Source organism: Pantoea sp. SOD02 (assembly GCF_024707505.1).
Taxonomy (GTDB): domain Bacteria; phylum Pseudomonadota; class Gammaproteobacteria; order Enterobacterales; family Enterobacteriaceae; genus Pantoea; species Pantoea symbiotica.
The window spans coordinates 1,251,298-1,271,924 of the sequence record NZ_CP102604.1; the positions used below are offsets into that span (position 1 = coordinate 1,251,298).

Below are 20,627 nucleotides of genomic sequence, written 5' to 3' on the forward strand. Positions count from 1 at the left end.
CAGGGGCCTTGAATGTTTAGGTCAACGCGCATTCTCATTTGCGTCTCATTATAGAACTCAAGCAGTGAAATGAAAACCAAGGCAACGTCCTTAATCACCAAAGGTTGTAAGGATAAGTCACTAACGTCTTCAGGACGCTTGGGTTTTGGATTCCATTTCACTCAGCCTCATTCTACTGCCAGAGGAATAAGCGGATGACCATTGCGGGTATTCTACAGATTTGCGGGGAAAAGTTAAAAAACCGTAGCTATTATTTTTATAGGAAATTCCGTTGCCCGATGTGAGGCAGCGCGCACATCGGGCAGAGCAGGGAATTAAGCTTCAATAATCTCTTTCAGCTGCAGCTCATCGAAGATCTGCTTCACCCACTTCTCAACACGTTCGTTGGTCAATTCTGGTTGACGATCTTCATCAATCGCCAGACCCAGGAAGTTTTTGTCATCGGCCAGACCTTTAGAGGCTTCGAAATGATAGCCTTCGGTTGGCCAGTGACCAACAATCACCGCACCGTTTGGCTCGATGATGTCACGGATGGTGCCCATCGCGTCACAGAAGTACTCGGCGTAATCTTCCTGATCGCCACAACCAAACAGCGCTACCAGCTTGCCATTGAAATCAATCTCTTCCAGCGTCGGGAAAAAATCATCCCAGTCACACTGCGCTTCGCCGTAATACCAGGTTGGAATGCCCAGCAGCAGGATGTCGAATGCATCGAGATCTTCTTTGGTGCTCTTAGCAATGTCATGCACTTCGGCGACATCTTTACCCAGTTGTTTCTGGATCATCTTTGCAATGTTTTCAGTGTTGCCGGTATCGCTGCCGAAGAAAATGCCTACGATTGCCATGGGTTAGGTAACCTCTTGAATCCTGATTGTGAAAGTAAGTCAGTTGACTGCACAGTTATGCGAATAATAGCAGACCGGTAAAAAGTGCGGAACTTGTAAAGCCGTGACTTTGTGTTCCAGCGTGCGGTCTTCGCGCGTTACGACAGTTTGAGCTGTGCCAGCAGCATTTGTTCAATCAATTCGCTGCGACTGATGTTTTGCTGATCGGCCAGCGTGCTGAGCGCGTCAACCGCCTCGCTCGACATCTTCAGCTCAACACGACGCAGCCCACGCACTTTATCGCGCTTGAGCTGGTTGCGTTTGTTGATGCGTAACTGTTCATCACGCGTCAGCGGGCTGGTTTTCGGGCGACCAGGACGCCGCTCGTCTGCGAAGAGATCAAGCGTAGTGCGGTCTGTCTGTTCTTTTGCCATGGTTTGTAAAACTGAGTGGGCGCGAACGGCGGAAAGGCGCTGCGCGATTAAAACATTATCGGCCCGACCACGGCGAAAAAATATCCGTGGCAAATTTTTAGCGCGACATCATACTCCAGCGCCTTCCCTGACGCCAACCCTAAAGCGCAAGCGGCAAGCTTTTGCTTTTACAGGTTAAAAAAACGCCGAACGGCGCGTAACACCGCATCGGGTTTCTCGGCGTGCACCCAATGTCCAGCTCCGCTGATCACATGTGCATGCGCCTGCGGGAACTGACGCAGCAGCGCATCGCGATGCTGATTATCCAGATAAGGCGAATCGCCGCCGCGGATAAACAGTGCCGGATGCGGCCATGCAGGAATCTCTTTCCAGCCGGAGATGGTGCTGTAGTTATCCCACAACACCGGCACATTAAAGCGCCATTCGCCCTCTGCGAACGACTTGAGGATGAACTGGATTACGCCTTCTTCTTCAATATGCTGGCGCATTACCTCAGCGGCCTCACTGCGGCGCGTGACGCCTGCGGCAGTAACGGCTCGAATAGCGGCAAAAATTTCGTCATGGCGGCGCGTTTGGTAATCAACGGGCGCGATATCGATCATCACCATTTTTTCGATGCGTTTCGGCGCGATGGCACTGAGCGCCATGGCGATTTTGCCGCCCATCGAATGGCCAATCACACCAGTGCGGTCGATCTGGTGCGCATCCAGCGTTTCGACGATGTCCTGCGCCATCACGTGATAATTCATCTCATCGCTACGTGCCGACAAGCCGTGGTTGCGCACATCAACCTGCAGCGTCGGACGTGCATCACGCACCCCACGCGCCAGCACGCCGAGGTTATCAAGGCTGCCAAAAAGACCATGGATTAACAGAATCGGCGTGGCATCGGGGGCAGATTGTTCAGTTTGCAGACGGGCGTTCAAAATCATGGCTAAAGTTCTTACGGTTGTGACCTTGGCTTAGGTTATCATGGATTCACCTGTCCAGCAGTCAGGCCGGTGGGCATTAGGGCATATTCCGACTTTTGCCCGGAAACGTTGCCAACGCTATCGGCTGCCACGGATTTAACTTTATAATCCTTATGTTAGAACCCGCTCACGTTTTGCACGACTGGATTTTGCTAAGGCCGTTGCACTAATGCGTGGTTCTGTCATTTGCCAGAATCGTACGGAAAAAGATGAAAACGATTGAAGTTGACGAAGAACTCTACCGTTATATTGCCAGCCACACGCAGCACATTGGTGAAAGCGCCTCTGATATTTTGCGCCGCATGTTGAAGTTCACCGCCGGACAGAGCGCACCTGCTGCGCCCGCCGCTGGTGCATCAGTGAAAGAAGCGCAACCTGCCAGCCGCGAAGCGCGTCCTCAGGATCGCGTCCGCGCGGTACGTGAGCTGCTGCTCTCCGATGAATATGCCGAGCAGAATAAGGCGGTTAACCGCTTCATGTTGGTACTGTCAACGCTCTATCGTCTTGATCCGGCGGCGTTTGCTGAAGCGACTGCCTCGCTGCAGGGCCGTACCCGCGTCTACTTTGCGGGCGACGAGCACACGCTGCTGCAAAATGGCACCCATACCAAGCCGAAGCACGTTCCCGGCACGCCGTACTGGGTGATCACGAATACCAATACAGGTCGCAAATGCAGCATGGTGGAACACATCATGCTGGCTATGCAGTTCCCACAGGAACTGACAGAGAAAGTTCGCGGCACCATTTAACTGAAGCGTCAGGGAGAAGCGCCAATGGCCAATCACCCCCGTGCCGGGCAGCCTGCCCAGCAGAGCGATTTGATTAACGTTGCACAATTAACCTCGCAGTATTATGTCCTGAAGCCCGATGTGGCGAATCCGGATCATGCGGTGAAATTTGGCACTTCAGGCCACCGCGGCAGCGCGGGACGCCAAAGCTTCAACGAACAGCACATTTTGGCGATCGCGCAGGCGATTGCTGAAGAGCGCAAAAAGAACGGCATCACCGGTCCATGCTACGTCGGTAAAGATACGCATGCGCTGTCTGAGCCGGCGATTCTGTCCGTGCTGGAAGTGCTGGCCGCTAACGGCGTGGACGTGATTGTGCAGCAGGACAACGGCTATACGCCAACGCCTGCGATCTCTAACGCGATTCTTGAGCACAATAAACGCGGCGGCGCGCAGGCGGACGGCATCGTTATCACGCCTTCGCACAATCCACCGGAAGATGGCGGTATCAAATACAATCCGCCAAACGGTGGCCCGGCTGATACCAACGTCACCAAAGTGGTGGAAGATCGCGCTAACCAGCTGATCAAAGGCGAGCTGAAAGACGTGAAACGTCTGCCGCTGGATCAGGCATGGGCAAGCGGCCATATCGTTGAGCAGGATCTGATCCAGCCGTACGTTGAAGGTCTGGCGCAGGTCATCGACTTTGCGGCGATTCAGAAAGCCGGCCTGAAAATTGGCGTCGATCCATTAGGCGGTTCAGGTATTGCTTACTGGCAGCGCATTGCTGAGCACTACAAGCTTGATCTGACCATCGTTAACGATGCGATCGACCAGACTTTCCGCTTCATGCATCTTGATAAAGATGGCGTGGTGCGTATGGACTGCTCATCTGAATGCGCGATGGCCGGTTTGCTGGCGTACAAAGACAAATTCGACCTGGCCTTTGGTAACGATCCTGATTACGACCGCCATGGTATCGTCACGCCTGCGGGTCTGATGAATCCGAACCACTATCTGGCGGTAGCGATCAACTACCTGTTCCAGCATCGTCCACAGTGGGGCAAAGAGGTTGCTGTTGGTAAAACTCTGGTTTCCAGCGCAATGATTGACCGCGTCGTCAACGACATTGGCCGCAAGCTGGTAGAAGTACCGGTTGGTTTCAAATGGTTTGTTGATGGTCTGTTCGATGGCAGCTTCGGTTTCGGCGGTGAAGAGAGCGCGGGTGCATCCTTCCTGCGTTTCGATGGCTCAGCCTGGTCAACCGATAAAGACGGCATCATTATGTGTCTGCTGGCCGCTGAAATCACCGCAGTAACTGGCAAGAACCCGCAGCAGCATTATGACGAGCTGGCTGAGCGCTTTGGTGCGCCAAGCTATAACCGTCTACAGGCTCCGGCCACTTCGGCACAGAAAGCGGCGCTATCTAAGCTGTCACCAGAAATGGTGAGCGCTGATACGCTGGCGGGTGATCCGATCACCGCACGCCTGACTGCCGCGCCGGGTAACGGTGCGTCAATCGGTGGTCTGAAAGTGATGACGGAAAACGGCTGGTTTGCCGCGCGTCCATCAGGTACCGAAGACGCTTACAAAATCTACTGCGAAAGCTTCCTGGGTGCTGAACATCGTCAGCAAATCGAGAAAGAAGCGGTTGAGATTGTTAGCGAAGTACTGAAAAACGCCTGATAGGGCGGTGAAGAAAAAAGGCCGCTTAGCGGCCTTTTTTTATGGCATAAATCGATAGCCGATGCCGGTTTCGGTCAGCAAATGGCTGGGCTGCGTGGGATTCGCTTCCAGCTTCTGCCGCAAGTGGCCCATATAAATGCGTAAATAGTGGCTGTGCTCCACCGCATTTGGGCCCCAAACCTGATTCAGCAACTGACGCTGAGTCAGCACTTTTCCGGCATTATTAAGTAGCAAGCTCAGCAGACGAAATTCGGTCGGCGTCAAATGCACTTCCTGTTGGTTGCGCAGCACGCGGCGCGCCGTCAAATCGACGCTGACTTCGCCAAATTTCACAATCGGTTCAGGCTGGCTGCTTTGATGGCGACGCAGCGCCACGCGCACGCGCGCCAGCAGTTCACCAATGCCAAACGGCTTGGTGAGATAATCATCCGCACCAGCATCCAGCGCATCAATCTTATCCTGCTCATCGCTACGCGCAGACAGCACAATCACTGGCATGCTGCTCCACTGGCGTACTTCACGGATAAAGTCATTGCCATCACCATCCGGCAAGCCGAGATCGAGGATCACCAGATCGGGCTTACGCGTTGCCGCTTCAATCAGGCCGCGTTGCAGTTGCTCCGCTTCCACAATTTTAAGGCCTTCGCTCTCCAGCGCCAGGCGCACGAAACGGCGAATCTCTTTTTCATCTTCCACTATCAAGATGGTCGTCACGCTGCCTCCAGCGGCAAAAAAGTTAACGCATCACTTTAGCAATAAAGCGGCCCGGCGTCCGTCACGAAGTTTTTAACTTGAAGGGATCGTTAAATTTACAATCTTGTAACTAAATTTCATCACCACTTAAATTGATGGAAAAAAGCGCAAATAAAGTGGTCGGATGAGTAGTAAAATTACACAACAACGGGTAATATCTGAACCAGATCACATTTCAACGCAATGTTTACCACAAGGGGGCCAAAGAATGGATCGAGCATATCCACTGTATAAAATCGTACTGCGCCGCGTGCTGGTGGTAGCAATCGGTTTACTGGCGCTGCCAGTGATGTTATTCCGCTCGGATCGCGCGCGTTTGTACAGTTACCTGCATCGTATGTGGTGCAAAACCAGCACTAAACCGGTTTGGCTGGCGCAGTCGGAAGCGGCTGCCGGCATTCACTGGTAAGCAATTTCAGCGCAGTATTAACCCGGCGACTTCCCGCGAAGCGCCGGGTTTTTTTATCGATAATTTTCATGCCTACCGCGCGTTCCCGCTGTTATCCACGCGCATTTCAGCTACACTTAAAACCTCTACAAGATTTCTGAGGTTGTACAAGTATGAGCGAGAAAATTCCTGTTGGTATCAGCGCTTGCCTGCTCGGAGATAACGTCCGATTTGATGGCGGCCACAAACGTTTTGCCTTCGCCACCGACGAACTCGTGCCATTTGTGCGCTTTGAACCTGTATGTCCCGAAATGGCGATTGGCTTACCGACGCCGCGTCCGGCTTTGCGGCTGGTAAAAGAGAGCGATGAAAATATCCATCTCTGTTTCAGTAAAGATGGCGGCGAAGAGGTGACAGAAGAGATGCAGCGCTGGTCCGCTGAGCGGGTCAAATCGCTGCATCATCTGTGCGGCTACATTTTGTGTGCCAAATCGCCAAGCTGTGGATTGGAACGCGTCCGCGTTTACGAGCCTGAAACCAACAACAACCGTAAAGCAGGCACCGGCATGTTTACTGCATTTCTGCAGAAAGAGATGCCGTGGCTGCCGCTGGAAGAGGATGGTCGTTTGCACGATGACGCTATCCGTGAAAACTTTATTGGCCGCGTTTACGCGCTGCATGAATTCAACGAAATGTGGCGCAGCGGATTATCGCGCCACAAGCTGATGGCCTTCCATAGCCGCTACAAATTGCTGCTGCTTTCTCACGCGCAGGATGAGTATCGCGAAATGGGTCGGTTTGTCGCGGCGATGGATCAGTGGGATTCGCTGGAGGATTACGCCTTTGAGTACCGCAATCGCCTGATGCACCTGATGTCACATCAAGCATCGCGACGTAATCACACCAATGTGCTGATGCATGTACAAGGCTACTTCCGTCCGCAGCTGAGTTCGCCGCAGCGTCAGGAGCTGGCGCAACTGATTGATCGCTATCGTCTTGGCGTGCAGCCACTGTTAGCACCGATCACCATGCTGAAACACTACATGGCGGAATATCCGCATCCGTGGCTGGCACAACAGCGCTACTTTGATCCTTATCCGGAAGCGCTGCGTTTGCGCTACGGACAATAATTTCGGGGCTTTATGACCACCCATTTAGTTTGGTTGCGTAACGATCTGCGCATCAATGACAACATGGCGCTGGCCGCTGCCTGCCGCGATAGCCAGGCTACAGTGATGGCGCTGTTTATAGCCACACCACAGCAGTGGCAGCAGCACCACATGGCACCTAAGCAGGCGGCGTTCATCCAGCAAAATCTCAGTTTGTTGCAGGCATCGCTGGCCGAACGCGGCATTCCTTTGCACTTCCATCAGTGTGATGACTTTGCCGCTTCGATTGATTATCTGGCGGAATTTTGCCAGCAGCAGCAGGTTGATGCGCTGTTCTACAACTATCAGTACGAAATCAACGAACGAGAACGCGATGCCAGGGCAGAAAAACGTCTGGATGCGCAGGGCGTGATTTGTCAGGGATTCGACGACAGCCTACTGTTGCCGCCGGGCAGCGTGCAAACCGGCAGCAATACCATGTTCAAGGTGTTCACGCCGTTCAGCAGAGCCTTTGTTCGTCGCCTGCATCAGGGCTTGCCGGAGTGTTATCACGCGCCGAAAGCGCGTGACGGCGCGCCCGTCAGCATCAAAAAGAAGATCCCCGCCTTTGATTATCCCTGTGAAGCTTTTGATGACAGCTTGTTCCAGGCAGGGGAAGAGGCCGCGTTAAAACAGCTGCGCCACTTCGCTAAACAGGCGGTGCAACATTATCCGGATCAACGTGATTTGCCGGCCATTGACGGCACCAGTCGGTTATCGGCCTATCTGGCGATCGGCGTGTTGTCGCCGCGTCAGTGTCTGCATCGCGTATTGAAAGAGCATCCCGATGCGCTTAACGAGGGCACGGCTTTTACCTGGCTGAACGAACTGATTTGGCGCGAATTCTATCGTCATCTGATGGTGGCATTTCCTGCGCTGTGTAAGCATCAGCCGTTTGTCGACTGGACGCGCAATGTCGATTGGCAGCAAAACGAAGCGCACCTAAAAGCCTGGCAGCAGGGTAAAACCGGCTATCCGATCGTTGATGCGGCCATGCGTCAGCTCAACACGCTCGGCTGGATGCACAATCGCTTGCGCATGATTACTGCCAGTTTCCTGGTGAAGGATCTATTGATCGACTGGCGTGAAGGTGAGCGCTATTTCATGCAGCAGTTGATCGATGGCGATCTGGCCGCTAACAACGGCGGCTGGCAGTGGGCCGCGTCAACCGGCACTGATGCCGCGCCCTATTTTCGTATCTTCAATCCCACCACGCAGGGCGAGCGTTTTGATAAACAGGGCGCGTTTATCCGTCAGTGGCTGCCGGAATTAAAGGAAGTGCCCGACAGCGATATCCATCAGCCGCAGGTGTGGGCGCAGAAAAATAACAAGAAACTCGATTATCCCGCGCCAATCGTGGAACATAAGGACGCACGTAAAAAGACACTAGACGCCTTTGAGCGCGCTCGCAGCGCGGCTTGAGGCGGTCAGGGAGCCGTAATGAATAATGTCGAGTTAGAACAGATCGTCAATCAGCAGCTGAACAACAGCGCCTTCAGCGACTATGCGCCGAACGGTTTGCAGGTTGAAGGGCGCGCCGAGGTCAAAACCATCATCACCGGCGTCACCGCCTGCCAGGCGCTGCTGGATGAAGCGGTGAAGCGCAACGCCGATGCGGTGCTAGTGCATCACGGATACTTCTGGAAAAGCGAAGCGCCAGTAATCAAAGGCATGAAGCGCCAGCGTCTGCGTACGCTGTTAGCCAATGATATTAACCTGTATGGCTGGCATCTGCCGCTGGATGCGCACTCCGAGTTAGGTAATAACGCGCAGCTGGCGCGCCTGTTTGATATTGAAGTGAAAGGCGAGATTCAACCGCTGGTGCCGTGGGGCGAGCTGGCAGAACCAGTGAGTGGCACGGCGCTGGCGCAGAAAATTGCCCAGCGATTAGGTCGCACACCGCTGCACTGCGGCGATAATGCGCCGGCATTGATCAAGCGCGTTGCCTGGTGCAGCGGCGGCGGTCAGGGTTTTATCGATAGCGCCGCAGCCTTTGGCGTTGATGCCTTTATTACCGGCGAAGTTTCTGAGCAAACCATCCACAGCGCGCGCGAACAAGGTTTGCACTTCTTTGCCGCCGGACACCACGCGACCGAACGCGGCGGCATCAAGGCGCTGGGCGAGTGGTTAGCCGCCCATCATGGCCTTGATGTGACCTTTATCGACATCGATAATCCTGCCTGATTCTTCCATTCTCACGCCCTTAACCTGCGTTTAAGGGCGCAAATCTGTTGACACATCTCTGTCACTTTCGCATAACTTATTGCCTTTACGCATAAACGAGTTGCCCGGTCGCCATGAATGGCGACCCTACGCTATGTTTTGAATTTGACCAGGAGGTTGTTTTTGCAACGAGCACGTTGTTATCTGCTAGGTGAGCGCGCGGTGGTGCTGGAACTGGAACCGCCGGTTTCGTTGACCAGCCAGCAGCGCATCTGGGGATTGTGTCAGCGACTGCAGCAGAACGAGCAGGTTGAGGAAGTGATTCCTGGAATGAACAACCTGACGTTGCTGCTGCGCGACCCGCAACTCAATGCGTTGGACGCCATCGAGCGTTTGCAGCGCTGGTGGGAAGAGAGCGAAGCGCAGCTGCCGGAATCGCGTCGGGTTGAAATCCCGGTGGTGTACGGCGGCGCAGGCGGACCCGATCTGCAAGTGGTCGCCGAGCGCGCCAACATGACGCCAAAGCAAGCGGTAGAACTGCACAGCAGCATCGATTACGTGGTCTATTTCATCGGCTTCCAGCCTGGTTTCCCCTATCTCGGCGGTCTGGATGAGCGTTTACACACGCCACGCCGCGCTGAGCCGCGCGTGATTGTGCCGAGCGGCTCGGTGGGCATCGGCGGCAGCCAAACCGGCATCTATCCCTTAGCCGCGCCTGGCGGCTGGCAATTGATTGGTCACACACCGCTTAGCCTGTTCGATCCACTTCAGCATCCACCGACACTGTTACGCCCCGGCGATAGCGTGCGCTTTGTGCCGCAGCAGGAGGGCGTATGTTGAAAATTCTCCGCGCGGGCATGATGACCTCGCTGCAAGACCATGGCCGCACCGGCTTCCGCCAATATGGCATCAGCGTGGGCGGCGCACTCGATCAACCAGCAATGCGTACCGCCAATATGCTGGTGGGCAACCCCGAGCAGAGCGCGGTGCTGGAAATCGTGCTGGGGCAATTTAAAGCGCAGTTTACCCGCGATGGCTGGTTTGCGTTGACGGGTGCGGGCTGCAATGCCGATCTGGATGGCAAACCGGTCTGGACCGGCTGGCGCCTGCCGGTGAAAAAAGGGCAGGTGCTGACGCTGGCAACGCCAACGCGCGGCATGCGCAGCTATCTGGCGGTCAACGGTGGTTTTGCCGTACCAGAAATGCTCGGTTCGTTGAGTACCGATCTTAAGGCGGCGTTTGGTGGCTGGCAGGGACGTAAGCTGCAGGACGGCGATGAACTGCCGCTGGGTAAACCGACGCGCGACTTCAAAGATAAAGCCGGCGTGCGGCAGCTGCTGTGGGGCAACCGCATCCGCGCCTTAGCGGGCCCGGAATATAATGAGTTCTCGCGTGAGGCGCAGCAGGGTTTCTGGCGCAGCCCGTGGAAGCTCAGTCCGCAAAGTAACCGCATGGGCTATCGCCTGCAGGGACGTCAACTGCATCGCGATGCAACACGCGATTTGCTGTCGCACGGTTTAGTGCCTGGCGTGGTGCAGGTGCCGCCTAATGGTCAGCCGATTGTATTGATGGCGGACGCACAAACCACCGGCGGCTATCCGCGCATTGCCTGCATCATCGAAGCCGATCTCTATCATCTGGCGCAAATTCGCCTCGGCGAACCGATTCACTTTATCCACTGCACGCTGGAAGACGCGATTCACGCCAAACAGCATCAGCAACGTTCCTTCGACCAAATAGCCTGGGGATTGGCACATGAAGATTGATCTTAACGCAGATCTCGGCGAAGGCAGCGCCAGCGATCAGGAACTGCTGACGCTGGTCAGTTCAGCCAATATCGCCTGCGGCTTCCACGCCGGTGATGCGCAAACCATGCTGCAATCGGTGCGCTGGGCCAAAGCGTCTGGCGTGGCGATTGGTGCCCATCCAAGTTTCCCCGATCGGGAAAACTTTGGTCGTACCGCCATGCAGCTACCGCCGGAAACCGTTTATGCGCAGATGATCTACCAGATTGGTGCGTTGAAAAGCATTGCGGAGAGCGAAGGCGAACGGCTGGTGCACGTCAAGCCGCACGGCATGCTGTACAACCAGGCGGCGGGCGATCCGCAACTGGCGGATGCCATTGCGCGCGCGGTGAAAGCCGTGGATAGCGGATTGATTCTGGTGGGATTAGCGGACAGCGCATTGATTGCGGCGGCGGCGCATCATGGTCTGCGCACCCGCGAAGAGGTGTTTGCCGATCGCGGCTATCTGGCGAGCGGGGCGTTAGTGCCACGCAGCCAGCCGCACGCGATGATTGAAGATGCCGATCAGGCGCTGGCGCAAACGCTGGCGATGGTACAGCAGCGTCAGGTGCAGAGCATCAGCGGAGAATGGGTCAAGGTTAACGCCGAAACCGTCTGTTTACACGGCGATGGCGCACACGCGCTGCAGTTCGCCCGCACGCTTCGCGCCGCCTTTGCGACACATCAGATTGCTGTCACCAGCGCATAACGTTTTACTCATTACCCGGCATCACGCCGGGCTTTGTTTTTTCACATAAGGGAACAACATGGATAACGTGGTAAACCTCTGGCCGCTGTTGGGTATTGCCGCCATCATTCTGGGTTTTGTGCTGCGCTTTAACCCGGTGCTGGTGGTAATTGTGGCGGGCTTCGTCACCGGGCTGGCGGCGCACCTGCCGCTGGCAGACATTCTTGAAAAACTCGGCTCAGGCTTCCTCAATACGCGCAACCTGCCGCTGATTCTGCTGCTGCCGCTGGCTGTTATCGGTTTGCTGGAGCGTCATGGTCTGAAAGAGCGCGCGCAAAGCTGGATCGCGCAGATCAAAACCGCTACCGCCGGCCGCTTACTGATCGTCTACCTGTTTGTGCGTGAAGCCACCGCCGCGCTGGGCTTAACCAGTCTTGGCGGCCATCCGCAGATGGTACGTCCGCTGCTGGCACCGATGGCTGAAGGCGCTACCGAAAACCGTTACGGTGAAGTCCCGCCAGACGTGCGCCATCGTCTGCGCGCCATGTCTGCGGCGACCGATAACATTGGTCTGTTCTTCGGCGAGGATATCTTCGTTGCCTTTGGTGCGATTATCTTCATGCATAACTTTATGCAGGAATCTGCCGGTATCAGCACCGAACCGCTGCATATCGCGTTGTGGGGCATCCCGACCGCCCTTTGTGCTTTCCTCATTCATTCAGCTCGTCTGGTGCGTCTTGATCGCCAGCTGTCGCGTGAATTAGGCGCGTTGAACCAGCAGGCGCTGAACGCCAAAGGAGGGAAGTAATGTTCCAGCAACAATATTTGATGTGGCTGGCAGGCGTGATCCTGCTGGTGGTCGCCGTGCTTTCCTGGCGTGACAGCGCTAACCCGCGTCGTTTTACCACCGGGCTGTTCTGGGCATTGTATGGTCTGATTTTCCTGATTGGTGAGGGTGCTTACCAGCTGATGGGTCAATGGGCAGGCGATGCTGAACTGGGCCGCCGCTGGTTGCATATCGGCGTGGGCGTGGCCGTGGTGTTAATGGCGCTGATTGCCGGTTTCGGTGGCGTGCGTCTGGGCCGCTATCATCAGCGCAGCGACGAGCAGAAACAGGAAAGCGCTAAACGCCTGCATAACAAACTGTTCCTGCCAGCGCTGGCGATTCCGCTGGTAACGGTGATTGGCGTGCTGGCGTTTAACCATATTCCCGGCTTGCAGGACACGGTGTTTGGTCCCGGTAATCACTCCACGCTGGTGACGCTGTTCTCCATGATGATTGGCTGCCTGCTGGGCTGGCTGATCGCGTTGAAAATTACCCATGAAAAGCCGCTGCAGTCGATGCAGGAAACCCGTCGTCTGCTGGATGCGGTGGGTTGGGCGTTTATCCTGCCGCAGATTCTGGCCACGCTTGGCCTGCTGTTCACCAGCGCCGGTGTCGGCACGGCGATTTCGCACCTCACCGAGCAGTATCTGGCAGTGGATAATCGCCTGATTGCCGTCGCGGTCTATGCGGTGGGTATGGCGTTGCTGACCATGGTGATGGGCAATGCGTTCGCTGCCTTCCCGATTGTGACCGCCGGCATTGGTATTCCGATTCTGGTGCTGCAGCACGGCGGCAATCCGGCAGTGATGGCGGCGATTGGTATGTTCTCCGGCTATTGCGGCACGCTGATGACGCCGATGGCGGCCAACTTCAACATCGTGCCCGCTCGCCTGCTGGAGCTGCCGGACCGCAACGCGGTGATCAAGGCTCAGGTGCCAACCGGTGTGCTACTGTTGGTAGTGAATATTTTCCTGCTCTACTTCCTGATGTTCTTGTGAGGTTGCAATGAAAACGGTGTTAATGACGGCGTTTGAGGCTTTTGGTGGCGAAACTATCAACCCTTCGTGGGAAGCCGTGCGCACCTTCGACGGCAAAGAGATCGCCGGTGCGCGCATTGTGGTACGCCAGTTGCCGGTGGTGTTTGCTACCTGCGGTGAAGTGCTGACGCGCGCGCTGGACGAGATTCAACCCGATCGCGTGTTGTGTGTTGGGCAAGCTGGCGGCCGCGCCGATATTACGGTTGAACGTGTCGCGATTAACGTGGACGACGCACGTATTCCGGATAACAACCAGCAGCAACCGATCGACCAACCGATTGAAGCGGATGGCCCGGCGGCCTATTTCTCCACGCTGCCGATCAAAGCGATGGTTGCCGCGCTGCGCGAAGTTGGCGTACCGGCTTCGGTATCGCAAACCGCCGGTACCTTCACCTGTAATCACGTGATGTACAGCCTGCTGCACTGGATTCACACCACCAACAGCAAGGCGCGCGGCGGTTTTATCCACATACCGTATATGCCGGAACAAGCGGTGCACCATCCGGGCGTGGCCAGCATGGCGACGTCTAGCGTGATTCAGGCGCTGGAAACTTCGCTGCAGGTGATCCTGAGTACCGAAAATGATATCCGCGTCGTCGGTGGCGCCACGCATTAACAGGAGTTGTTATGCCTGAGGGACCGGAGATCCGTCGCGCGGCGGATCAGCTGGCAGAGGCAATGGTCGGCAAACCACTCACCGATGTGTGGTTTGCCTTTCCACAGCTGAAAACCTACGAACCTGCGCTGATGGATACCACCATCAACGCCTTCGAAACACGCGGTAAAGCGTTGCTCACCCACTTCTCTAACGGTTTGACGCTCTACAGCCACAATCAGCTGTACGGCGTGTGGCGCGTGGTGCCCACCGGCACGCAGCTGAATACCACGCGCCAGCTGCGCGTGCGGCTCGCTACCGCGGATAAAACCATTTTGCTGTATAGCGCGTCGGATATTGAGCTGCTCAATGCTGATACCTTAGCGGCGCATCCGTTTTTGCAACGTGTAGGCCCGGATGTGCTGGATGCCAGTTTAACGGTGGAAGAGGTGCGCGAGCGTTTGCTGTCGCCGCGTTTTCGCCGTCGCCAGTTCAGCGGCTTGTTACTCGATCAGGCCTTTTTAGCCGGCCTCGGCAATTATCTGCGCGTGGAGATTTTGTGGCACGCCGGATTGCTGGCGTCGCATCGGGCGCAGGATCTCAGCGAGCAGCAGTTGACGGCATTAAGTGAGGCGATGCTGGCGGTGCCGCGTTTGTCGTATCAGATGCGTGGCAGCATGAAGAAGTATCACGAAGAGGCAGCTTTTCGCTTTGAAGTGTTTCATCGGCAGGGCAAACAGTGTCGGCGATGTGGAGCGGTGATTGAGAAGGGCGTGCTGTCATCGCGGCCGTTTTACTGGTGTCCGGGATGCCAGTTGTAGCGTAATAAGAAAAGCGGCCAGATGGCCTAATGCTTTTTAAATCTGGTGTGGGCTCTGACACATCAGCTGCGTCACGGGCCGTCCTGGCCGCCCCGAACTGCCTCACGCATCCATGCGTGAGGCTCCTGGCCCAACGTAAAAGCCTCAGCGCTGCGAATAGCCCTTATGCCGCAGCAGACGCGCCAGCGCCCCTGGCAAATATGCCCTTTTCAATAACACACACTGAAGCTTATGAGCAGGCCGGGGACACTTTTGGTCAGGCAATCCGCAGCGCTGAACGAAGCGAGGAAGCCAGGAGAGCCCGCAGGACGCGGGCGAAAGGCGGAGCCGGGACAAGGAGGTCCCGTCTCCGCCGGTCCGTCAGGCAGACGAGCGATGTGAAGGTACCGCGCTAGCGGCGCGAGGACAGCCGGACCAAAAGTGTCTCCGGCCGGCGCACTTGTCGTTGGCTTAACTGACCAGCATTAGGCCAGATGGCCGCCTTTCTCTTATTTATCCAGCGCCGAGGTGAATGGACGCTCGGTATAACCGGTATACAGCTGACGCGGACGGGCTATTTTCATGCCTTCGTCGTGCATCTCTTTCCAGTGTGCAATCCAGCCCACGGTACGCGCCATCGCGAAGATAACGGTAAACATGGAAGACGGGATGCCCATCGCTTTCAGAATGATGCCTGAATAGAAATCGACGTTTGGATAGAGTTTACGCTCGATGAAGTACGGGTCGTTCAGCGCGATGTGTTCCAGCTCCATCGCCACTTCCAGCAGATCATCTTTCATGCCCAGTTCGTTCAGCACTTCGTGACAGGTGTCGCGCATCACGGTGGCACGTGGATCGTAGTTTTTATACACGCGGTGGCCGAAGCCCATCAGACGGAACGAATCGTTCTTATCTTTCGCACGTTTAACAAACTCAGGGATGTGATCAACGGTGCTGATCTCTTCCAGCATGCGCAGTGTCGCTTCGTTGGCACCGCCGTGCGCCGGTCCCCACAGTGAAGCGATACCGGCGGCGATACAGGCAAACGGGTTCGCGCCTGAAGATCCTGCGGTACGCACGGTAGAGGTTGAAGCATTCTGCTCATGGTCGGCATGGAGAATCAGAATACGGTCCATCGCGCGTTCCAGTACTGGATTCACTTTGTACTCTTCGCACGGCGTGGCGAACATCATGTGCAGGAAGTTACCGGCATAAGAGAGGTCGTTACGCGGATACACAAACGGCTGGCCAATCGAATACTTGTAGCACATCGCCGCCATGGTCGGCATTTTCGACAGCAGGCGGAACGCAGCGATTTCACGGTGACGTTCAATGTTGACGTCTAAAGAGTCGTGATAAAACGCCGCCAGCGCACCGGTCACACCACACATCACCGCCATTGGATGCGAATCGCGGCGGAAGCCGTGGAACAGTCGGGTGATTTGCTCGTGGATCATGGTGTGGCGGGTAACAGTGGTGCGGAACTCTTCAAACTGGGCTTGGGTCGGGGCTTCGCCATTAAGCAGGATGTAACACACTTCGAGATAGTTTGAGTGGGTTGCCAGCTGATCAATCGGGAAACCACGGTGTAACAGAATACCTTCGTCACCATCAATAAAGGTGATTTTAGATTCGCAGGACGCCGTAGAGGTGAAGCCGGGATCGAAGGTGAACAGGCCTTGAGAGCCAAGGGCGCGGACATCAACAACATCTTGTCCCAGCGTGCCTTGCATCACGTCCAGTTCAACAGACGTATTATCTTGTAGGGTTAGCGTCACTTTTTTATCTGTCATTATTTCGTCTCCATAGCGCCTTTAAGGTAAGGATCTTAGACACCAGAATAGCCTCCATGTTGCATAAAACCACAATCTTCCCAGCATCACTCTACGGTAACGTTGGTTAGGCAAGGTTACAGAGTAAACGCTGAATTTGGGCCATTCGGTGGCATCGGGGCATGACATGCTGCACATCGAGGATGTTAAAGTTCCTGTCACGACATAACTTCTTGGTAACCAATAACCTGATGCTTTATATAACTTGTATTGGCAATGTTACATAACTTGAGCTTAGGGGAAAGTGTATCCCCATAACTTTTGTGCATCATAGGGCTTTAATGCGATTGTTTGTAACTGAAATGTTGATTCTTTGTCAAATCAGATAATTAAAAATGTATAAATTGTGAAATTCGTGAAGGTGATCACTGTTCAGCCTAAATGTGACCAAAGAGATTGTAGGGGAATTGTAATCAGAATGTGATCCTCCTATACTGCGGCCAGGTCTCCGGAACACCCTGACACCAGGAGCCACCCAGCGTTTTACCCGCTTTATTTAACACTGGATGTTGCTATTTTGGTGGCGGTTGCAGTCTGAACACACGCTGTGTCTCTGATGCAACTCAGGACCGGAGGAAGCAAAATAAAAAAGAGCTGTGTGGGCAAAACCGTGAAAAAACAAAGACCTGTTAACTTGGATCTCTCGACGATCCGGTTTCCCGTTACTGCAATATCGTCCATTCTCCACCGCGTCTCCGGCGTGATCACCTTTGTCGCTCTCGGAATTCTGCTCTGGTTACTGGGTCTCTCCCTCTCTTCTCCTGAAGGCTTCCAGCAAGCGGCATCCATCATGGATAGCTTCTTTGCCAAATTCATCATGTGGGGCATTTTAACTGCGCTGGCGTATCACGTCGTGGGCGGTATTCGTCATATGTTGGCTGATTTTGGCTTTATGGAAGAAACCCTGCAGGTGGGAACCCGTTCCGCGCAAGCGGCTTTTGTTATCACTGTCGTGCTCTCAATTTTGGCTGGAGTCCTCGTATGGTAAGCAATGCTTCTGCATTAGGACGCAACGGTATCCATGACTGGCTGTTACTGCGTGCTGCTGCAATCTTAATGACGCTTTACATCATCTACATCCTCGGTTTTGTCGTGATGACAGGCACGCTGACGTATGACGTCTGGCATGGCTTCTTCTCATCCGCCTTCACTAAAGTGTTCACTATGTTGACGCTGTTCTCGATTCTCATCCACGGCTGGATTGGAATGTGGCAAGTGCTGACTGACTACGTGAAACCAGTAGCAACCCGTTTGCTCCTGCAGTTTGTGATTGTGGTTGCGCTGCTGTCGTACGCAATTTATGGATTTGTTGTGGTGTGGGGTGTGTAAATGAGTTTGCCAGTCAGAGAATTTGATGCCGTGGTGATCGGCGCAGGTGGCGCAGGTATGCGCGCCGCCTTGCAAATCTCCCAATCGGGCCAGACTTGTGCCCTGTTATCCAAAGTTTTCCCAACCCGTTCCCATACTGTATCGGCGCAGGGCGGTATTACCGTCGCGCTGGGTAACACCCATGACGATAACTGGGAATGGCACATGTACGATACCGTCAAAGGTTCCGACTTTATCGGCGACCAGGACGCGATCGAATATATGTGTCATGTCGGTCCAGAAGCGATTCTGGAACTGGAACATATGGGATTGCCTTTCTCCCGTCTTGATGACGGCCGCGTCTATCAGCGTCCGTTTGGTGGTCAGTCGAAGAATTTCGGCGGTGAGCAGGCGGCGCGTACCGCTGCTGCGGCCGACCGTACCGGCCACGCCTTGCTGCATACGCTGTATCAGCAGAACCTGAAGAACAAAACCACCATCTTCTCCGAATGGTATGCGCTGGATCTGGTGAAAAACGAAGACGGTGCGATTGTCGGCTGTACGGCTATCTGCATGGAAACCGGCGAAACCGTCTATTTCAAAGCCAAGGCCACCATTCTGGCGACCGGCGGCGCGGGCCGTATTTACCAGTCCACCACTAACGCCCACATCAACACCGGTGATGGCGTTGGTATGGCGCTGCGCGCAGGCGTGCCGGTGCAGGATATGGAAATGTGGCAGTTCCACCCAACCGGTATTGCCGGTGCGGGCGTGCTGGTTACTGAAGGTTGCCGTGGTGAAGGTGGTTACCTGCTGAATAAACACGGTGAACGCTTCATGGAACGTTATGCGCCGAACGCCAAAGATCTGGCGGGTCGTGATGTGGTTGCACGTTCAATGATGGTGGAAATCCGTGAAGGTCGCGGTTGCGATGGCCCTTGGGGTCCGCACATTAAACTGAAGCTCGACCATCTCGGTGCCGATGTACTGGAATCGCGTCTGCCTGGCATCCTTGAGCTGTCGCGTACCTTTGCACACGTTGACCCAATCAAAGAACCGATTCCGGTGATCCCAACCTGCCACTACATGATGGGCGGCGTGCCGACCAAAGTGACCGGCCAGGCGCTGCGCGTGAATGAGCAGGGCCAGGATGAGGTGATTCCGGGTCTGTTCGCTGTCGGCGAAATCGCCTGCGTATCGGTACACGGCGCTAACCGCCTCGGCGGCAACTCGCTGCTCGATCTGGTGGTGTTCGGCCGCGCAGCCGGTGTGCATCTGCTGGAGTGTATTGAAGAGCAGGGCGAACTGCGTGAAGCCACGCAGGAAAATCTTGATGAAGCGATGGCGCGCTTCAACCGTTGGGAAAATAACACCACCGGTGAAGATCCTGTCGAAATCCGTAAAGCGCTGCAGCGCTGCATGCAGAACAACTTCTCGGTATTCCGCGATGGTGATGCGATGCGTGAAGGTCTGGAAGAGCTGAAAGTGATTCGTGAGCGTTTGAAATCGGCGCGTCTGGATGACCGTTCGCCGGACTTCAACACCCAGCGTATCGAGTGCCTCGAGCTGGATAACCTGATGGAAACCGCTTACGCCACTGCTGTCGCCGCCAACTTCCGTACCGAAAGTCGTGGCGCGCATAGCCGCTTCGACTTCCCGGATCGCGATGATGAAAACTGGCTGTGCCACAGTCTCTATGTTCCGCAGACGGAAAGCATGACGCGCCGTGAGGTGAACATGCAACCGAAACTGCGTGCGGCCTTCCCGCCGAAAGCGCGTACCTACTAATTGCGGAGATCATCATGAGACTCGAATTTTCTATCTATCGTTACAACCCGGAAGTCGACGACAAACCGCGTATGCAGGAATACACGCTGGAGTCGGAAGATGGTCGCGACATGATGCTGTTGGATGCGCTGATTCGTCTGAAAGAGAAAGACCCAACGCTGGCTTTCCGTCGCTCATGCCGTGAAGGCGTGTGCGGTTCAGATGGTTTGAACATGAACGGTAAAAACGGTCTGGCATGCATCACGCCAATCTCTGCGCTGGGTAACGGCACGAAGAAAATTGTTATCCGTCCACTGCCTGGTTTGCCGGTGATCCGCGACCTCGTGGTAGACATGGGACAATTCTATGCACAGTATGAGAAGATTAAGCCTTTCCTGTTGAATAATGGGGAAAATCCACCGGCACGCGAGCATTTACAGAGCCCTGCTGAGCGTGAGCATCTGGACGGTTTGTACGAGTGTATTCTCTGCGCCTGCTGCTCAACGTCGTGTCCGTCGTTCTGGTGGAATCCGGACAAGTTTGTTGGTCCGGCTGGCCTGCTGGCCGCTTACCGTTTCCTGATCGACAGCCGCGACACGGAAACCAATGCGCGTCTCGACAATCTAAACGATGCTTTCAGTGTTTTCCGCTGTCACAGCATCATGAACTGTGTGAGCGTGTGCCCGAAAGGCCTAAACCCAACGCGCGCCATCGGCCATATTAAGTCGATGCTACTGCAACGCGGGGCGTAACAGAAAGTCACTCTCCGGGAACCCAGGTTCCCGGATGTTTACGGAAGCCTCTATAAGCGCGGTGCTGACCACGCTTATAAAGGTTCCCTTACGAGCCAGGCGCCGGTAGCGCACAGGTTCGTATCGCTGAACTCACTACGGCA

General features: G+C 55.1%; 22 protein-coding genes. 17 read left to right on the plus strand and 5 right to left on the minus strand.

The genetic code is table 11. The features are described from left to right. Positions 1 to 314: 314 nt before the first annotated feature. The 3 genes from fldA to ybfF form a co-directional block, all read right to left on the minus strand. Positions 315 to 845: a flavodoxin FldA gene (gene fldA, locus NR302_RS05780; RefSeq protein ID WP_008107028.1), complete on the minus strand. Its 531-nt coding sequence runs from the start codon at positions 843 to 845 to the stop codon at positions 315 to 317. Between the two features lie 137 nt (positions 846 to 982). Continuing rightward, positions 983 to 1,258, minus strand: a complete 276-nt coding sequence (ybfE, locus tag NR302_RS05785; RefSeq protein WP_007890670.1) for a LexA regulated protein — start codon at positions 1,256 to 1,258, stop codon at positions 983 to 985. A 167-nt stretch (positions 1,259 to 1,425) separates the two neighbouring features. After that, positions 1,426 to 2,190 (minus strand): esterase, encoded by a 765-nt coding sequence (gene ybfF / locus NR302_RS05790; protein WP_258144764.1) that lies wholly within the window; start codon positions 2,188 to 2,190, stop codon positions 1,426 to 1,428. 248 nt (positions 2,191 to 2,438) lie between these two features. Between ybfF and seqA the strand changes: the two genes are divergently transcribed. After that, positions 2,439 to 2,978, plus strand: a complete 540-nt coding sequence (gene seqA, locus NR302_RS05795; RefSeq protein WP_061717375.1) for a replication initiation negative regulator SeqA — start codon at positions 2,439 to 2,441, stop codon at positions 2,976 to 2,978. Positions 2,979 to 3,002: 24 nt separating this feature from the next. Next, positions 3,003 to 4,643, plus strand: a complete 1,641-nt coding sequence (gene pgm, locus NR302_RS05800) for a phosphoglucomutase (alpha-D-glucose-1,6-bisphosphate-dependent) (RefSeq protein WP_256695923.1) — start codon at positions 3,003 to 3,005, stop codon at positions 4,641 to 4,643. Between the two features lie 39 nt (positions 4,644 to 4,682). Here the strand turns inward: pgm and kdpE are convergent, their stop codons facing one another. Then, on the minus strand, positions 4,683 to 5,357 hold the full coding sequence (gene kdpE, locus NR302_RS05805) for a two-component system response regulator KdpE (RefSeq protein WP_258144765.1): 675 nt from the start codon (positions 5,355 to 5,357) through the stop codon (positions 4,683 to 4,685). 247 nt (positions 5,358 to 5,604) lie between these two features. Between kdpE and NR302_RS05810 the strand changes: the two genes are divergently transcribed. The 11 genes from NR302_RS05810 to nei all read left to right on the plus strand — a co-directional run bounded on the left by NR302_RS05810 (position 5,605) and on the right by nei (position 14,846). Then, positions 5,605 to 5,805: a YbfA family protein gene (locus tag NR302_RS05810; RefSeq protein ID WP_008107019.1), complete on the plus strand. Its 201-nt coding sequence runs from the start codon at positions 5,605 to 5,607 to the stop codon at positions 5,803 to 5,805. A gap of 152 nt (positions 5,806 to 5,957) precedes the next feature. Then, a complete protein-coding gene (locus NR302_RS05815; RefSeq protein ID WP_008107017.1) occupies positions 5,958 to 6,914 on the plus strand; it encodes a 2-thiouracil desulfurase family protein in 957 nt (318 codons plus the stop codon). A gap of 12 nt (positions 6,915 to 6,926) precedes the next feature. Then, positions 6,927 to 8,354 carry a deoxyribodipyrimidine photo-lyase gene (gene phrB / locus NR302_RS05820; protein ID WP_258144766.1) on the plus strand — a complete coding sequence of 476 codons (1,428 nt, stop codon included), beginning with the start codon at positions 6,927 to 6,929 and terminating at the stop codon, positions 8,352 to 8,354. 18 nt (positions 8,355 to 8,372) lie between these two features. Next, the gene (locus tag NR302_RS05825; protein WP_008107013.1) at positions 8,373 to 9,116 is read left to right on the plus strand and encodes a type 2 GTP cyclohydrolase I; all 744 of its coding nucleotides are present in this window, start codon (positions 8,373 to 8,375) and stop codon (positions 9,114 to 9,116) included. A gap of 162 nt (positions 9,117 to 9,278) precedes the next feature. Continuing rightward, positions 9,279 to 9,935, plus strand: a complete 657-nt coding sequence (gene pxpB, locus NR302_RS05830) for a 5-oxoprolinase subunit PxpB (protein WP_258144767.1) — start codon at positions 9,279 to 9,281, stop codon at positions 9,933 to 9,935. Next, positions 9,929 to 10,861 carry a 5-oxoprolinase subunit PxpC gene (pxpC, locus tag NR302_RS05835; protein WP_258144768.1) on the plus strand — a complete coding sequence of 311 codons (933 nt, stop codon included), beginning with the start codon at positions 9,929 to 9,931 and terminating at the stop codon, positions 10,859 to 10,861. Before pxpB ends, pxpC begins: the two co-directional genes overlap by 7 nt. Beyond that, complete coding sequence (gene pxpA, locus NR302_RS05840) at positions 10,851 to 11,588, plus strand: 5-oxoprolinase subunit PxpA (protein WP_258144769.1); 738 nt, start codon at positions 10,851 to 10,853, stop codon at positions 11,586 to 11,588. Before pxpC ends, pxpA begins: the two co-directional genes overlap by 11 nt. Before the next feature lie 58 nt (positions 11,589 to 11,646). Continuing rightward, positions 11,647 to 12,375: a DUF969 domain-containing protein gene (locus NR302_RS05845; RefSeq protein WP_258144770.1), complete on the plus strand. Its 729-nt coding sequence runs from the start codon at positions 11,647 to 11,649 to the stop codon at positions 12,373 to 12,375. Continuing rightward, positions 12,375 to 13,391 (plus strand): DUF979 domain-containing protein, encoded by a 1,017-nt coding sequence (locus tag NR302_RS05850; protein ID WP_258144771.1) that lies wholly within the window; start codon positions 12,375 to 12,377, stop codon positions 13,389 to 13,391. The genes NR302_RS05845 and NR302_RS05850 overlap by 1 nt, the downstream gene beginning before the upstream one ends. Positions 13,392 to 13,398: 7 nt before the next feature. Then, a complete protein-coding gene (gene pcp / locus NR302_RS05855) occupies positions 13,399 to 14,046 on the plus strand; it encodes a pyroglutamyl-peptidase I (protein ID WP_258144772.1) in 648 nt (215 codons plus the stop codon). Between the two features lie 11 nt (positions 14,047 to 14,057). After that, positions 14,058 to 14,846: an endonuclease VIII gene (nei, locus tag NR302_RS05860; protein WP_258144773.1), complete on the plus strand. Its 789-nt coding sequence runs from the start codon at positions 14,058 to 14,060 to the stop codon at positions 14,844 to 14,846. Positions 14,847 to 15,334: 488 nt separating this feature from the next. Here nei and NR302_RS05865 read toward each other — a convergent pair whose 3' ends face one another. Further along, a complete protein-coding gene (locus tag NR302_RS05865; protein WP_008107361.1) occupies positions 15,335 to 16,618 on the minus strand; it encodes a citrate synthase in 1,284 nt (427 codons plus the stop codon). A gap of 595 nt (positions 16,619 to 17,213) precedes the next feature. Between NR302_RS05865 and sdhC the strand changes: the two genes are divergently transcribed. The 4 genes from sdhC to NR302_RS05885 are packed head-to-tail and all read left to right on the plus strand — an operon-like array spanning position 17,214 to position 20,484. Further along, on the plus strand, positions 17,214 to 17,645 hold the full coding sequence (gene sdhC / locus NR302_RS05870; protein ID WP_154153347.1) for a succinate dehydrogenase cytochrome b556 subunit: 432 nt from the start codon (positions 17,214 to 17,216) through the stop codon (positions 17,643 to 17,645). Continuing rightward, positions 17,639 to 17,986 (plus strand): succinate dehydrogenase membrane anchor subunit, encoded by a 348-nt coding sequence (gene sdhD / locus NR302_RS05875; RefSeq protein WP_008107364.1) that lies wholly within the window; start codon positions 17,639 to 17,641, stop codon positions 17,984 to 17,986. Before sdhC ends, sdhD begins: the two co-directional genes overlap by 7 nt. After that, positions 17,987 to 19,753, plus strand: a complete 1,767-nt coding sequence (sdhA, locus tag NR302_RS05880; protein ID WP_036649196.1) for a succinate dehydrogenase flavoprotein subunit — start codon at positions 17,987 to 17,989, stop codon at positions 19,751 to 19,753. 14 nt (positions 19,754 to 19,767) lie between these two features. Beyond that, entirely contained in the window at positions 19,768 to 20,484 is a 717-nt protein-coding gene (locus NR302_RS05885; RefSeq protein WP_008107369.1) for a succinate dehydrogenase iron-sulfur subunit, read from the plus strand. The last annotated feature ends 143 nt before the right edge of the window (positions 20,485 to 20,627 follow it).